Origin of the sequence: Pseudomonas sp. XK-1 (genome assembly GCF_038069885.1) — a bacterium.
In the GTDB taxonomy this organism is placed as follows: Bacteria; Pseudomonadota; Gammaproteobacteria; order Pseudomonadales; family Pseudomonadaceae; genus Aquipseudomonas.
In genome coordinates this window covers 184,191-199,089 of the sequence record NZ_JBBPES010000006.1, presented here as the reverse complement: position 1 = coordinate 199,089, position 14,899 = coordinate 184,191, and the positions used below count along the sequence as shown (strand labels likewise).

The 14,899-nt window shown below is 64.5% G+C and carries 8 protein-coding genes; 3 read left to right on the top strand and 5 right to left on the bottom strand.

The genetic code is table 11. The features are described 5' to 3' along the window. The first annotated feature begins 105 nt into the window (after positions 1 to 105). Positions 106 to 1,983, top strand: a complete 1,878-nt coding sequence (locus WMW70_RS17040; RefSeq protein ID WP_341438650.1) for a DEAD/DEAH box helicase — start codon at positions 106 to 108, stop codon at positions 1,981 to 1,983. 100 nt (positions 1,984 to 2,083) lie between these two features. On the opposite strand, the gene WMW70_RS17035 is transcribed toward WMW70_RS17040, so the two are convergent. Beyond that, positions 2,084 to 2,662 carry a YceI family protein gene (locus WMW70_RS17035; protein ID WP_341438649.1) on the bottom strand — a complete coding sequence of 193 codons (579 nt, stop codon included), beginning with the start codon at positions 2,660 to 2,662 and terminating at the stop codon, positions 2,084 to 2,086. Between the two features lie 70 nt (positions 2,663 to 2,732). Continuing rightward, positions 2,733 to 3,278: a cytochrome b gene (locus WMW70_RS17030; RefSeq protein ID WP_341438648.1), complete on the bottom strand. Its 546-nt coding sequence runs from the start codon at positions 3,276 to 3,278 to the stop codon at positions 2,733 to 2,735. Between the two features lie 297 nt (positions 3,279 to 3,575). Here WMW70_RS17030 and WMW70_RS17025 point away from each other — a divergent pair, with 297 nt between their 5' ends. Both WMW70_RS17025 and WMW70_RS17020 read left to right on the top strand, forming a co-directional pair. Next, positions 3,576 to 4,982, top strand: coding sequence for an adenosylmethionine--8-amino-7-oxononanoate transaminase (locus WMW70_RS17025; RefSeq protein ID WP_341438647.1), 1,407 nt, complete (start codon positions 3,576 to 3,578; stop codon positions 4,980 to 4,982). A gap of 150 nt (positions 4,983 to 5,132) precedes the next feature. Beyond that, the gene (locus tag WMW70_RS17020) at positions 5,133 to 5,852 is read left to right on the top strand and encodes a 16S rRNA (uracil(1498)-N(3))-methyltransferase (RefSeq protein ID WP_341438646.1); all 720 of its coding nucleotides are present in this window, start codon (positions 5,133 to 5,135) and stop codon (positions 5,850 to 5,852) included. 79 nt (positions 5,853 to 5,931) lie between these two features. Here the strand turns inward: WMW70_RS17020 and WMW70_RS17015 are convergent, their stop codons facing one another. Genes WMW70_RS17015 through WMW70_RS17005 form a run of 3 tightly spaced genes read right to left on the bottom strand, consistent with a single transcriptional unit; the run spans position 5,932 to position 14,895 of the window. Next, entirely contained in the window at positions 5,932 to 6,402 is a 471-nt protein-coding gene (locus WMW70_RS17015; RefSeq protein WP_341438645.1) for a chemotaxis protein CheW, read from the bottom strand. 31 nt (positions 6,403 to 6,433) lie between these two features. Next, positions 6,434 to 7,453, bottom strand: coding sequence for a chemotaxis protein CheB (locus WMW70_RS17010; protein WP_341438644.1), 1,020 nt, complete (start codon positions 7,451 to 7,453; stop codon positions 6,434 to 6,436). Then, complete coding sequence (locus WMW70_RS17005) at positions 7,450 to 14,895, bottom strand: Hpt domain-containing protein (RefSeq protein WP_341438643.1); 7,446 nt, start codon at positions 14,893 to 14,895, stop codon at positions 7,450 to 7,452. Before WMW70_RS17005 ends, WMW70_RS17010 begins: the two co-directional genes overlap by 4 nt. Positions 14,896 to 14,899 lie beyond the last annotated feature (4 nt).

Below are 14,899 nucleotides of genomic sequence, written 5' to 3'. Positions count from 1 at the left end.
AGCCCCCAGAGGCCAGCAGTACCGGACGGGATTGCGCCCCCCAAGCGTGATTCAAGCCAGGCAATACACCCCATAGGGCGACGCCCTCACTAGACAGGATTACACATGTCCTTTGCCTCCCTCGGTCTCTCCGAGGCATTAGTCCGTGCGGTCGAATCCGCCGGCTACACCCAACCCACTCCGGTGCAACAGCGGGCTATCCCCGCCGTGTTGCAAGGCCGTGACCTGATGGTTGCTGCCCAGACGGGTACAGGTAAGACAGGCGGTTTCGCCCTGCCGATCCTCGAGCGGCTGTTCCCCAACGGCCATCCGGATCGCGAGCAGCGTCACGGCCCGAAACAGCCCCGCGTGCTGGTATTGACTCCAACCCGCGAACTGGCCGCCCAGGTGCATGAGAGCTTCAAGCTGTATGCCCGCGACCTGAAATTCGTCAGCACCTGCATCTTCGGCGGTGTCGGCATGAACCCCCAGGTGCAGGCCATGGCCAAGGGCGTCGACGTCCTGGTGGCCTGCCCGGGCCGCTTGCTCGACCTGGTCGGGCAGCGCGCCGTGGATCTGTCCCACGTTGAAATCCTGGTCCTGGACGAAGCCGACCGCATGCTCGACATGGGCTTCGTGCATGACGTCAAGAAGGTCCTCGCCAAGCTGCCGGCTAAGCGCCAGAACCTGCTGTTCTCGGCGACCTTCTCCAAGGACATCACTGACCTGGCCGGCAAGCTGCTGCACAACCCCGAGCGCATCGAAGTGACGCCGCCGAACACCACGGTCGAGCGCATCGAGCAACGGGTATTCCGCATCCAGGCCAGCCACAAGCGCGCCCTGCTCGCCCACCTGATCACCGCCGGGGCCTGGGAACAGGTGCTGGTGTTCACCCGTACCAAGCACGGTGCCAACCGTCTGGCCGAATACCTCGACAAGCACAGCCTGCCGGCCGTGGCGATCCACGGCAACAAGAGCCAGAACGCCCGCACCAAAGCCCTGGCCGACTTCAAGGCCGGCAAGATGCGCATCCTGGTCGCCACCGATATCGCCGCCCGCGGCCTGGATATCGACCAGCTGCCCCATGTGGTCAACTTCGAACTGCCGAATATCGAAGAAGACTACGTACACCGTATCGGCCGTACCGGCCGTGCGGGCCGTAGCGGCGAAGCGATCTCCCTGGTTGCACCGGATGAAGAGAAGCTGCTCAAGGGCATCGAGCGGATGACCAAGCAGAAGATCGGTGACGGCGACCTGCTTGGCTTCGATGCCAGCACCGTCGAGGCCGAGCGCCCGGAAGTGCGCGAGCCGCAGAAGCCGCGGCAACCCCGCGGGGCCAAGCCGGACGGCGAACGCCACGGCGGCGGGCGCAAGGACAAGGGCAAGGACAGCGGCAAGGAACACAGCAGCCGCGCCGCCAAACCCCAGGGCGGCCGCAGCCAACAGCCACGCGGTTCGGCTCGCGCCGCCGCGCCCGCAGTACCCGCGTTACCTCCGGACCGCGCGCCGGACGAGTTCCGCGACGATGAAATCGATAATTTCGGCAACCGTGTCGACTATGTAAGCCCGCACCAGAACAAGCAGCAGAACCGTGGCCGTCGGCCCGGTGCGCCTGCAGTGGCCAGCGGCCCGAGCGCCAGCAATGGTGTCGGCCAGGGCGCACGCCCAGCCAAGCCTCCACGCAGCAATGGTGCAGGTGCCGGCGCTGCCGGCGGCCAAGGCCGTCGTCAGGGCGCTGGGTCTGGCGGCCAAGGCGGTCAGGGGCGTAATGGCTCCGGCCGTGCGCGGCCGCCGCGTGACACTCGCACCACCTCGCTGAATCGCGACGAACTGCCGCGCCAGGAAGCGGCGGTGAAGAGCCCGCGGGACAAGCAACCGGTGATCGTGCACAAGGGCTCGCGCCTGGATCGTTTGCCCACCCCGGAGCAACTCGACGAACTGGCGAGTGCCCGTCCGCGGGGCGAGAAGCCGGCCCTGCTGACGCGTAACCGCGAAGAGTCATAGTCAGCTAGCCGCACACAAAAACGCCGCCCAATGGGCGGCGTTTTTGTGGGTGCAGCATCTGCAGCGGCGATGGGTTACGCCGCTGCGCAGCTAACCCATCCTACTGGCGTACACCTTCAACCGAGATGATCAGCTCGACGCTTTCCGAAGCCGGGCCGAGGTCCTTGGTGATGCCGAAGTCCTTCAGCTGCAGGGTGGTGCTGCCTTCGAAACCGGCACGGTAGCCGCCCCATGGGTCGGTGCCCTGGCCGATAAACTTGGCCGCGATCACCACCGGCTTGGTCACGCCATTGAGGGTCAGGTTGCCGGTAATATCGGCTGCGCCTTCACCGGTGCTCTTGACTGCGGTCGACTCGAAGGTCGCAGTCGGGTGCTTGCCGACGCTGAGGAAATCATCGCTACGGATATGCTTGTCGCGCTCGGCATGGTTGGTGTCGACGCTGGCGGTGTTCAGGGTCACGCTGACCTTGCTCGCTTCCGGGTTCTTCTCGTCAAAGCTGAAGCTGCCGTCGAAGTCCTTGAAGGTGCCGTACAGCCAGCTGTAGCCCAGGTGGCTGATCTTGAAATTGACGAAGGCGTGCTGGCCTTGCTTGTCGATGGCGTAGTCGGCCGCCATGGCCTGGCCTGCGCCGATCAGTGCGGTACCGAGGGCCAGGGCCGCGAGGGTGTTCTTCAACATGGGCATACTCCTTGTGAGGTTGTACAGGTGCCCGCGTGGACCATTCCACACGAGCTGAAGCGGGGCCGGGTCAGCGGCCGAACATGCGCACCAGGGTGCGGTCACGGTCGATAAAGTGGTGTTTCAGAGCCGCCAGGGCATGGATGCCGGCAAAGATCACCAGGGCCCAGGCCAGGTACTCGTGCACCAGCCCGGCCACATCCTCCTGATTCGGGATAGCGGTCAGGGTGGCCGGCACCGAGAACAGGCCGAACACCTCGATGGCGCGGCCATCGGCGGTGGATATCAGGTAGCCGGACAGCATCAGCAGCAGCAGGCCCAGGTACAGAAAGCCATGGCCCAGCTTGCTGGCCAGGCGAGTCATCCGCCCGTGATCCGGTAAAGCCGGAGGTGGCGGGCTCAGCCAGCGCCACAGCAGGCGCACCAGCATCAAGGCTAACAACACCAGGCCAATGCTCTTGTGCAGATCCGGCGCGGTCTTGTACCAGCTGCTGTAGTAGTCCAGCCCCACCATCCAGTAACCCAGGCCGAACAGGCCGAATACGGCCAGCGCCACCAGCCAGTGCATCAGGATGCTGACCAGACCGTAGCGAGAAGGGGAATTACGCCATTGCATCAAGAACTGTCCGTGAAATGAGAGGGGTCGAGCAGAAGTCGGGCAAGATTAGCAACAAAACTATCGATTAAAAGCGGAAATTTTCACTTTGAAATATCGGGAAATACGATGTTTGTGGCCTTGATTTTATCCCGACGAAATTAGTGCACCCGACCCGCAGGAAGTTCAGGCCAGGCCTGCCGGAGCGGATAAACGGTTTCTCCGCGCCCGCGAGCCGATCACCTGTGGCGTACATGGGCCTGGGGGCATCTGATAGGCTTGGCGCTGACGATCGAGAACCGGGGGATGACTAGAGCGATGAGCCTGAACGACCAGTGGATGCAGCGTGACCTGAAGGTGCTCTGGCACCCCTGTACGCAAATGAAGGACCACGAGCAATTGCCCCTGGTGCCGATCAAGCGCGGCGAAGGGGTATGGCTGGAGGACTTCGACGGCAAACGCTACCTCGACGCGGTCAGCTCCTGGTGGGTCAACGTGTTCGGCCACGCCAACCCGCGGATCAACCAGCGCATCAAGGATCAGGTCGACCAGCTTGAACACGTGATCCTCGCCGGCTTCAGCCATCAACCGGTGATCGAGCTGTCCGAACGCCTGGTCAAGCTGACCCCGGCGGGTCTGGACCGGGTGTTCTACGCCGACAACGGCTCGTCCTGCATCGAAGTCGCGCTGAAGATGAGCTTTCACTACTGGCTCAACGTCGGCAAGCCGGCGAAGAAGCGCTTCGTCACCCTGACCAACAGTTACCACGGCGAAACCATCGCGGCCATGTCGGTGGGCGATGTCGGCCTGTTCACCGACACCTACAAGGCGCTGCTGCTGGACACTATCAAGGTGCCCAGCCCGGACTGCTATTTCCGCCCCGACGGCATAAGCTGGGAAGAACATTCGCGCAATATGTTCGCTGCCATGGAACAGACCCTGGCCGAGCACGGCCATGAAGTCGCGGCGGTAATAGTCGAACCGCTGATCCAGGGTGCCGGCGGCATGCGCATGTACCACCCGGTCTATCTCAGGCTGCTGCGCGAGGCCTGCGATCGCTATGGCGCGCATCTGATCCACGACGAGATCGCCGTCGGCTTCGGCCGCACCGGGACGATGTTCGCCTGCGAGCAGGCCGGCATCCGTCCGGATTTCCTCTGCCTGTCCAAGGCCCTGACCGGCGGCTATCTGCCGCTGGCCGCCTGCCTGACCACCGACGAGGTGTACCAGGCGTTCTACGACGACTACAACACCCTGCGCGCCTTTCTCCACTCGCACAGCTACACCGGCAATCCGCTGGCCTGCGCTGCGGCCCTGGCGACCCTGGATATCTTCGAGCAGGACGATGTGATCGAGGCCAACAAGGCCTTGTCCGCGCGAATGGCCAGCGCCACCGCGCATCTGGCCGACCACCCCCATGTCGCTGAGGTTCGGCAGACCGGTATGGCCCTGGCTATCGAGATGGTCCAGGACAAGGCAAGCAAGACCGCCTATCCCTGGCAGGAGCGCCGTGGCCTCAAGGTCTACCAGCATGCCCTGCAACGCGGTGCCCTGCTGCGCCCCCTGGGTAGCGTGGTGTATCTGTTGCCACCTTATGTGATCAGCCTCGAACAGATCGACTTTCTCGCCGAAGTGGCCAGCGAAGGCATCGATATCGCCACCCGCACCTCGGTCAGCGTGACTCAGGGTAATACCCAGTACCCGGGTTTTCGCGACCCGGGCTGATGTAGGGTGGATCGGGGCGCGTAGCTGACGCTTCACCCATCCACAATCGCGATATTCCGTCGGGGGAAAACGTCATCCCCCCTACAGATATCGGTGCGCACAACGCACCCTACAGCTAGAATTTGCGCCTTTGCTCCAGGTTTGCCTCCCATGCGCCTATCCCGCTTCTTTATCGATGCCCCCCTGTCCCTCGGCCAGCATGAGTTGCCGGAGGCCCAGGCCCACTATATCGGCCGCGTGCTGCGGCATGCCGTCGGCGATGCGGTGCAACTGTTCGACGGCAGCGGCCAGGAGTACCTGGGCGAGCTGATCGAGGTGGGCAAGAAGAACGTGCGGGTCGAATTGCGCGAGACCCTGGCCGGCATGGCCGAGTCGCCCCTGAGCATTCACCTGGGCCAGGGCCTGTCCCGCGGCGAGCGCATGGACTGGGCGATCCAGAAAGCCACGGAACTGGGGGCCAGCCAGATCAGCCCGATTGTCAGCGCCCGCTGCGAGGTGCGCCTCAAGGACGAACGCGCCGACAAGCGCATGGCCCACTGGCGACAGATCGCGATCAGCGCCTGTGAGCAATGCGGCCGCTCGTCACTGCCGCAGATCAACCCGCCGATCACCCTTGAGCAATGGCTCGAACAGGTCGAGGCCGACCTCAAGCTGGTGCTGCATCCGGTGGCCGAGCCTTGGGCCAGCCACCCGCAGCCCGCCTCCCTGGCCATGCTGATCGGCCCCGAGGGCGGTCTCAGCGAGGACGAAGTGCAACAGGCCATGGCCCGCGGCTTTCACGCCGCCCGCCTGGGCCCACGGGTGCTGCGCACCGAAACCGCGCCGGTGGTGGCACTCAGCGTGGCGCAGCAGCTGTGGGGGGATTTTTAAGGTAGGTGCCGAGCGTGCCTGATCGTTCGCAGCCGGCGACTTGCCGGTGCCTAGGCGGCCCCGTGTCACCCTAAGAGGGTTAGATCAGGCCAGCGTCCGCCAGCTTCTGCTCGAGACCAATCAGGTCAGGCACTTTCAGCACCGCGTCGCCCAGGCTGACCGCATCCAGTTCCAGCGGTGCCAGCGGCACACTGGCACGGGCCAGTTCGGGGCCGAATTTGATCGAACGTGGAATACCCTGCACCAGCAGGGCAATAAACTTCACCGCCGGCCGCCCGCCCAGGGCGTTGATCACCGCGACCCGGGCTCCTGCGCCAATCTGCGCCTGGCCACCCGAGGCCGCCTCAAAGGACAGCAGGGGCAAGCGCAGGTCGCGCCAGGCGATCTGGCCGAGAAACCAGTCCGGCATGCCTTCGCTGACCTGCGGCGCACGGTAGGGAATCAGTTCGGCAACCGCCACGTTGGGCAGCAGCAGAATACGATCGGCCAACGGCATCAGCAGCCCGGTCAGGCTGCTGACGCTATTTTCGCTGACTACGGCTTGGCTCATAAAAATATCCTGTACAGGGCACTGCCCCGGATTAACGGCACTGCTCGGCCAGGTGATTGACCAGGGCTTCAGCCAGCTCACGCGGATCACCGCTGAGGCTGCTGTAGCCAGCTTCGCGCAGGCTGTCAGGCATGCTCGGGCAGGCGCAACTGTCGCTGCGCTGGGTCCAGATCAAGCCACCCTGGCGGCGCACATAGGCGGCGGCGGCACTGCCGTCACTGCCCATACCACTAAAGACGATTACGCCGCTGAGCGCGCCAAAATGCTGGGCCAGGTTGAGCATCATCTGGTCGATGGACGGGCTGTAGGGTTCCGGCCAGCCACGCCCGGATATCTGCATCTGGCCGTCATCGCTGAAACCCAGTTCATGACTGATCGGCACCACCACCACTTCGCCGCAGCGCACTGCATCGCCATGCCGGGCCGGATTGACATGCCACTGGCTGTGCCGGCCAACCGCCTGCGGCAGGGCCGTTTCGAAGCTGGCGTCGATATGCTGGGCATAGACGAAGCCCACCGGCAAACCGCCCGGCAAGGCATCGAGGAAGGCTTTCACCGCCGCCGGGCCACCCATGGATGCCGCCAGCAACCACACCTGACGGGCCGGTTCGCCGGCCACCAGTGGGGTATCGGCCAGGGCCGCCGGCAGGTCCAGGCGCGACGGCCGCTGGGCTTCGGCCAGCAGGGCTTCGAGGCTGGGGCCGACCGCCGCGGAGGGGTCGCCGACCAGCTTCTTCAGCTTGCCGAACAGACGCCGCTCCCAGCGCGGGTAATTCTCCGAATGGCGCTCGGGGGCATGGCCTTCGCCAAACAACACCGGGGCCGAGGCGCTCTCCATCAGGCTGTCGACCAGCGGCAGGTCGTCCGACTGGGCCAGGTCCACCAGCCACAGGTCGGTCTCGCAGGCCCCCAGCATGCCTTCGTCCAGACGCGCTGGGTCGCTGTTCATCACCACCTGATAGCCGCTGCCGGTCAAGGCCTGCTGCAGTACATGGCGCTGCAGGGAGGTGTCGGCGATGACCGCAATACGTGCTGCAGTTTTCTCAGTCATGGACGGTTTACCGGGTGGCGGCCCACCAGTTGCTGAATGGTTTCAAGCAGCAAGGACTCTTGATAAGGTTTGCCGAGATACTCGTTGACGCCGATGCCCATGGCCCGCTCGCGGTGTTTTTCACCGGTACGCGAGGTGATCATGATGATCGGCAGATCCTTCAGGCCCTCGTCGTGGCGCACCAGGGTCGCCACCTCGAAGCCGTCCATGCGCGGCATTTCGATGTCCAGCAGCATGATGTCGGGACGCCGCTCCTGCAGCTGGGAGATGGCATCCACACCATCCTTGGCGGTCATCACGTTCATCCCGTTGCGTTCGAGCAGACGGCTGGTGACCTTGCGCACGGTGACCGAGTCGTCCACCACCATCACCAGGGTCGGACGGTCCGCCTCGATCTCGGCAGCGGTGGCCGACTGCTTGAGCAGACGCGGTTGCAGCTGGTTGAGCAGATGCGCGTGCAGCACGCGGATGGTCGCCAGCAGGTCGAGAATCACCACCACGCGACCGTCACCGAGGATGGTCGCACCGGAAATGCCGTGCACCCCGGCAAACTGCGGACCGAGGCTCTTCACCACGATTTCCCGCGAACCGGCCAGGGAGTCGACCTGCACGGCTACAGCGTGCTCCTTGGAACGCACCAGGATCACCGGCAGCGGCAGGCTTTGACCAACCAGTTTGGGTTGCTGACCGTTGTTCAGCAGGTCGCCCAGGTAACGTAGCTCGTAGGCCTGCCCGGCGTACTCGAAACGCGGCGCGTCGGGGGCGTAGTAGGCTTCCAGTTCGTACGGGGAGACCCGCACGATACCTTCGATGGTGTTTAGCGGAATGGCGTAGAGGTCTTCGCCGGACAGCACCATCAGCGCGCGGTTGACCGATACGGTAAACGGCAGGCGAATGGTGAAGGTGGTGCCGCTGCCGGGCAGCGATTCGATGCTCATCGAACCGCCGAGCTGCTTGACCTCGGAGTGCACCACGTCCATGCCAACACCACGGCCGGAGATCTGCGTGACCTTCTCGGCGGTGGAGAAACCGGCCTCGAGAATAAACTGCAGAATCTCGTAGTCGCTGAGGTCGGAGTCGGTGTCCATCAGGCCGCGCTCGATGGCCTTGCGCTTGACCGCTTCGAGACGAATACCGCCGCCATCGTCTGACAGGGTGAGGACGATATCACCGCCCTCACGGCCGAGGTTCAGGCGAATGGTGCCCTGCTCCGGCTTGCCGGCGGCACGACGTGCCTCGCCGCTCTCGATACCGTGGTCGACGGCGTTGCGCAGCATATGCTCCAGCGGCGCGACGATACGCTCCAGTACGGTACGGTCCATTTCGCCTTCGGCGTTGCCGACGACGAATTCCACCTGCTTGCCCAGCTCGCCGGAAATCTGCCGGACGATACGACGCAGACGCGGCACCAGCCGGTCGAAAGGCACCATGCGGGTACGCATCAGGCCTTCCTGCAGTTCGGAGTTGACCCGTGCCTGCTGCAGCAACAGGGTTTCCGCATCGCGGTTACGCGCGGCCAGGGTTTCCTTCAGGTCGAGCAAGTCGGACGCCGACTCGAACAGTGCGCGCGAGAGCTGCTGCAACTGCGAGTGACGGTCCATTTCCAGGGGATCGAAATCTTCATAACCGACGCGTTCGGCCTCGGCCTGAATACGGCTGAGGATCTGCGCCTGGGTTTCGGTATCGAGGCGGCGCAATTGATCGCGCACGCGGTCGATGGTGGCTTCCATCTCGCTCAGGGTGAAACCGAAGTCGCTGACCTGTTGCTCGACCCGGCCGCGGAAGATCGACGTCTCGCCGGCCAGGTTGACCAGGCCTTCGAGCAGTTCGGCCGGCACCTTGACCAGCTCCTGCGGCGCGCGCCGCGAGGCGGCCTCCTGGGCGGCTTCTTCGGCGCGGCGGACGAACGGTAGCACCTTGGCCACCAGTTCCTGGGCCGGCATGCTGCTGGCCGCGACAATTGGCGAACTTAGCGCCGGAGCCCGCTGTACTGCCGCTGGCGCACTGCTGGCCGCCGGCTCGGGACTAGCCGTATCGGCAGCGAGACTGTCGCTCAGGCGCTGGCGCAGGCCATCGAGCTCCAGCTGCAGACCCTCGAAACCGGACTGCAGGTCGACGAACAAGCTCTGCGGCCAGGGCGCGCCGTGCTGCTGCGCCTCGGTCAAATGCTGTTCGAGATTGTGGGTCAGGTCGCCCAGGCGTTTCTGCCCGGCCAGCCGGGCACCGCCCTTGAGGGTATGGAGAATGCGCAGCAGGTCGTCGATGGAGGCCCCGTTGTCGCGGTCGGCCTCCCAGCGGCCAATGGCGACCTCCATGGCCTCCAGCAGGTCATCGCCTTCTTCCAGGAAGATATCGAGGATATCCGACTCGGTGTCGTCATCCTGGGCGGCTTCAGCCGCCTTGAGCTGCACCGCCGACGGTATGCTCAGCTGCTCATCGGGGTTGGCCCGAAAGCGCTTGATGGTGGCAATCAGCGCCTGACCATCGGCCACTGGACGCTGGTCGCGCACCGCTTCGAGCATTTCCGCCAGGCTGTCATGGCAGCTCTGCAGCAGGCTGAACAGATCCGCGCTGGCGCGCAGCCGGCCATCGCCCAGGCCTTCGTAGAGAAACTCCAGCTCATGGGCCAGGTCGCCGATCTCGCGGATCTCGGCCATCCGCGCACCACCCTTGAGGGTGTGCAGGTCGCGCTGCAGGGATTCCAGCTCCAGGCTGTTATCGGTGTCGTCCATCCAGCGAAGCAAGGCCGCGCCGGCACTGTCGATAATGTCGAAACCTTCCTCAAGGAAGATTTCCACCAGTTCGGGATCGCGCTCATCCACCGGAGCCACCGGCGCGGCGGCAAGGGGCGCAGGCGGATCGACCGGTTCGGGTACGGCTTCGGCTTCGGCTTCGGCTTCGGCTTCGGCTTCGGCTTCGGCTTCGGCTTCGGCAAGAGTGTCAGCCAGCTCCGCTTCGGGCTCCAGCTGCAGATCTTCCAGCAGCGCAGACTCGTCGAGCGGCGCGTCAAAATCTACCAGGGGCAGCTCGCCATCCGTGTCCGCCTGCCTATCGTCCGGCTCGGCTTCGGCTTCGGCTTCGGCTTCGGCTTCGGCTTCGGCTTCGGCTTCGGCTTCGGCTTCGGCTTCGGCTTCGGCTTCGGCTTCGGCTTCGGCTTCGGCTTCGAAATCAGTTTCAGCGGCCGCCGGAATAACCGGCAAGCTTTGCCCGCCGCGCTGACGAAAGGCACGAATGCTCTCGATCAGCTCCAGCGGTTGCTGCATCGGGGCCCGGCTCTGCAACTGCTCAAGCAGGCGCGCCAGGCAATCGTGGCTCTGCTGCAACAAGCTGCCCAGCTCAGTGGAAAAGCTGTAGCGGCGATCCACCAGGCCTTCGTAAAGGGATTCCAGTTCGTGGGCGAGATCGCCAATCGGGCGGATCTCGGCCATCCGCGCGCCACCCTTGAGGGTATGCAGATCCCGTTGCAGGGAGGACAGCGCAGCCTTGTTGTCCGGCTCGACCAGCCAGCGTTCCAGGGCCTGGCCGGCACTCTCGAGGATATCGACCGCCTCTTCGAGGAAGATCGACACCATGTCCTCGTCCAGGCCTGCATAGACATTGCCCTCGCTCGCCAGCGGCGGCACCGATTCGCTATCGGCAGCGTGCGTCTCCGCCAAGGCCGGCTCGCTTTCCGTCGGCTGCGGCTCAAGCTCAAGTTCGGCGTCGAAACCGACATCGGCAGGCTCGGCCAGCTCCAGGGCGGCGGTGGCCGCATCCAGTTCAACAATCTCGATCCCCGCACCATCGCTGGACAGCAGCGCCAGGGTGCGTGGGTCCAGCGCCTCATCGATAAGGCCGCGCACAGCAGCTACGGCTTCGGGCTGGGCACTGACCTGCAGGCCGGCGGCAACCTGATCCATCATGCCGATCAGGACTTCATGGGCCTGTTCGGCCACATTGAAGAAGCGTTCGCTTACCGCCAGACGGCCCTCTTCCACCGCACTGTATAGGTCGAGCAGGGCTTCGCAGAGCTCATCGATCTGCGGCAGCTCGGCCATTTCCGCGCCGCGCCCCAGGGTCGTCAGCTCGTCCAGCAGAGCGCTGAGTTCCTGTCGCTCGGACGGGTGCTCGCGCCACTTGCGCAGCAGATCCTCGGCATCCAGCAGGATATCCATGCCTTCGGCGAGGAAGATGCTGATCATTTGCGGATCGCGCTTTTCACCCTGCTCGCCCTGGCGGTTGGCAGTCGCATTCTCCAGACGTTCGTCGTGTAGCCTCTGCACACGTTCGAGAAACGCTGCCGCTCCTGGCAATACCGCCAGGGGCCGGCTTTCCAGCTGTTCCAGGCCCTGGCGGAAGAGTTTTTCCGCGCTGCTGAGCAGCTCGGCTTCGGCCAGATCCATGGGCAGCAGGTTGCTTTTGAATTCCTTGACCAGCTTTTCCAGCGGCGAGGCGATTTCCGCCACCGGCACGATTCCGGCCATGGACGCGCTGCCCTTGAGGGTATGCAGGGCGCGCTGCAGGTCATCGGTCACCGGCTGCGGCAGTTCCTGGGCGCAATCGGCAAGGAAGCTCACCAGGGTGTCGAGGTGCATCTCCGCTTCATTGCGGAAGATCTCCAGCAATTGTGGGTCGAGAGGCTCACCATTGAGGGGCTCGCCGTCGAGGGGCTCACTATCGTGCCCTTGCACCTCGGCATCTACGATTTCGGCAGCTACGACGTCGCCCTCGGGCTCGGCTACCTGCGCAACCGGGGCGTCAGTTTTTGGGAGGTTCTGCCCCTTGGCCAGGGCATGGGCGGTAGCGGCCAACAGGTCGACATCGTCGCGCTGACGCTGGGCCTTGTTGGCGAACTCATCGACCAGGGCCGGCATCAGGGCCACCACATCGGCGATCACCTGCTGCACCTCGGCACCCGGTTTGATGCTGCGATCGAGCACGCGGTTGAGCAGGTTCTCGATCGACCAGCCCAGCTCGCCGATCACCAGCGCCCGAACCATACGGCCGCTGCCCTTGAGGGTGTGGAACGCACGGCGGATTTCCGCCAGGGCTTCCTTGTTCTCGCTATCGGCGCACCACTGCGGGAAGTACTCGGCGATGGTTTCCAGCACCTCGCCGACTTCCTCGATAAAGACCTCCATCAACTCTTCGTCGACAGGCTCTTCATCGGCCGGGGGCGGCAGCAGGCTCGGCGGCACATCGTGGGCGGGCGGATTGATCGCCTGCACCGGCGCGGCCATTACATCGGCCATCGACAGGGCTGGCTCGGCCTCGGCCGGCAACGCCTCGACCTCAAGCGGTGCGCTCGGCAGGTCCACTTCGGGCAGTTCCAGGCTGGCCAGCTCAGCTTCGTCCCACTCGGCCGGGTTGTCCGCAAGGTCGAACTCCAGGGCCTCCAGCTGCAGCTCGTCGGTGCTGACCGGCTGGCCAGGCTCATCCTGCAGTTCCAGCAGCGGCAGCGCCTCGGGCTCTACCGTGGTGCTGAAGTCGAGCAGTTCCAGCTCGACTTCAGGAGCCGCCGGCTCCTCGGCGGTGGCGCTCGACTCCAGTTCGGCAAAGGCCGGGTTGAAGTCGTCTTCAAGCTCAAGGCTCAAACCCTCGTCCAACTCCTGCGGCGATTCGAGCGACAGTTCTTCGAACGAGATCAGCTCGGGCTCGGGCTCGGATTCCGGTACCAGCTCGGGCTCATCCGCAAGAACTTCCATCTCGGCGAGCGGGTCGGCCAAGGGGGCAAAGCCCTCCACTGGCGGCTCGACCCGGTCAAGGATCGACGGCTTTTCCTTCAGGGGGTAGCCGAGGCTTTCCAGGCTTTCCTCGGCCACGTCGAGAATCAGGTCACCCTGGGTGGCATGGTCCTCGGCCAGGCGCTCGAGGTAGTACTCGACGCTGGTAATGGCATCGGCCAGGGTATCGAGGTTCTGCCAGTTGGGCACGGCCTTGCGCGCCAGCAGCTGTTCCTGGATATAGCGGTTACAGGCATTGAGCAGATCGGCGGCGCGCTGCAGCGGGATCATCGCCAGACCGCCGCGAACCTGGGTCAGCAGCTCGGGCACGCGGGCCAGGTGTTCGTGGTTCCACTGCGAGGCAATAAATTCGATGATCGCGTCTTTGGCCTGCTCCAGGCCGTTGCGCGCTTCTTTAATAACCAGCTGGTGAATCTGCGCCACGTCGGTGGTCGGCAGATGACTCTCTTCGCGGCCGCCGTCCTGAGCGGGGCCGACCATGCCGGCCAGGGTCGCCTCGACATACAACAGAGCACCGGCGACATCCATCAATACCGCATCGCTCGGCTCGCCCTGGCCCTTGGCCAGGCCGTTGACCACGTCCAGCTGATCAACGATTACCTTGCGCGGCTGAGCGAAGCCCAGCACCGCCAGGGTATCGGCGATCTGCTTGAGCGGCGCGGCCAGGCTGTCGAGGTCGGCGACGTTGGAGCGATCGCTGCGCACAAACAGGTCGAGACTGTCCTTGACCCGCACCAGCTCCTCGCACAGGGCGGCAACCACCGAACGCATGGCATCGCGATCGGGACCGGCCAGGCGGGCGCGCTCTTCGTCGACCACATCGTTGTCAGGCAGGGCATCGTCGAGACGGTACTGGTCCTTCAAGCCGCGCACACGTGGCGACAGAGCCGACGACTTGGCTACATAGAACAGCAGGTTCTTGCTCAGCTCATCGGGAGCCGGCTGGTTGAGGCCATCGGCCCCCTGCTCCAGCAGACGCTTGAGTTCTTTATCGACCTGGCGCAGCAGGGTGCGCACCGAGCTGCCGTTGGCCACACTGCCATTGGCCAGACCCTCGACCAGGCCGGAGGCGATCTGCCACAGCGGGCCAAGCGGGGAGTCCTTGCAGAGGTTTTCCAGACGGGCGAAGACTCGCGCCATATAGCCCAGGTTGGTCGGCAGATCCTGGTTGCGGATTACCCCAACCAGGGCCATCTGCAGCATCTGCCGCAGTTTGCGCAGCAGTACCGGCAACTCGGCGGTACGCAGTTGGTCGATCGATTCATTGGACAGCGCCGGCGTGCGCCCGGACATATCCGGGGCGAACAGGCTGGTTTCCGAGAGCAGTTTCTCGCCACGGGCGGCGCGCAGGTCGTTGAGCAGCGGCAACACCACCATCGGCAGGTCGCGGCGCGCGGTCTGGATGCGGTCGAGGTAGACCGGCAGCTGCAGGATCGCCTGCATCAGCACTTCCAGGGCTTCACCCTGGTTGGTCACCCGGCCGTCGATCAGGGCCTGGGTCAGCTGCTCCATTTCCTCGGCGAGCAGAGCCGCGCCGAAAAACTCGACCATCTGCAGGGTGCCCAGCACCTGATGCACATAGGTCTGGCAGAAACGCATGCGCGTGGCGTCCTGGGGGTTCTCGACGAACGCCTCCAGAGCCTGTCGCGCCTGTTTCAGGGTTTCCGCGATCTCGCCCTTGACCCATTCCAGGGCGACATAATCGTGCCGATCACCCATAGCC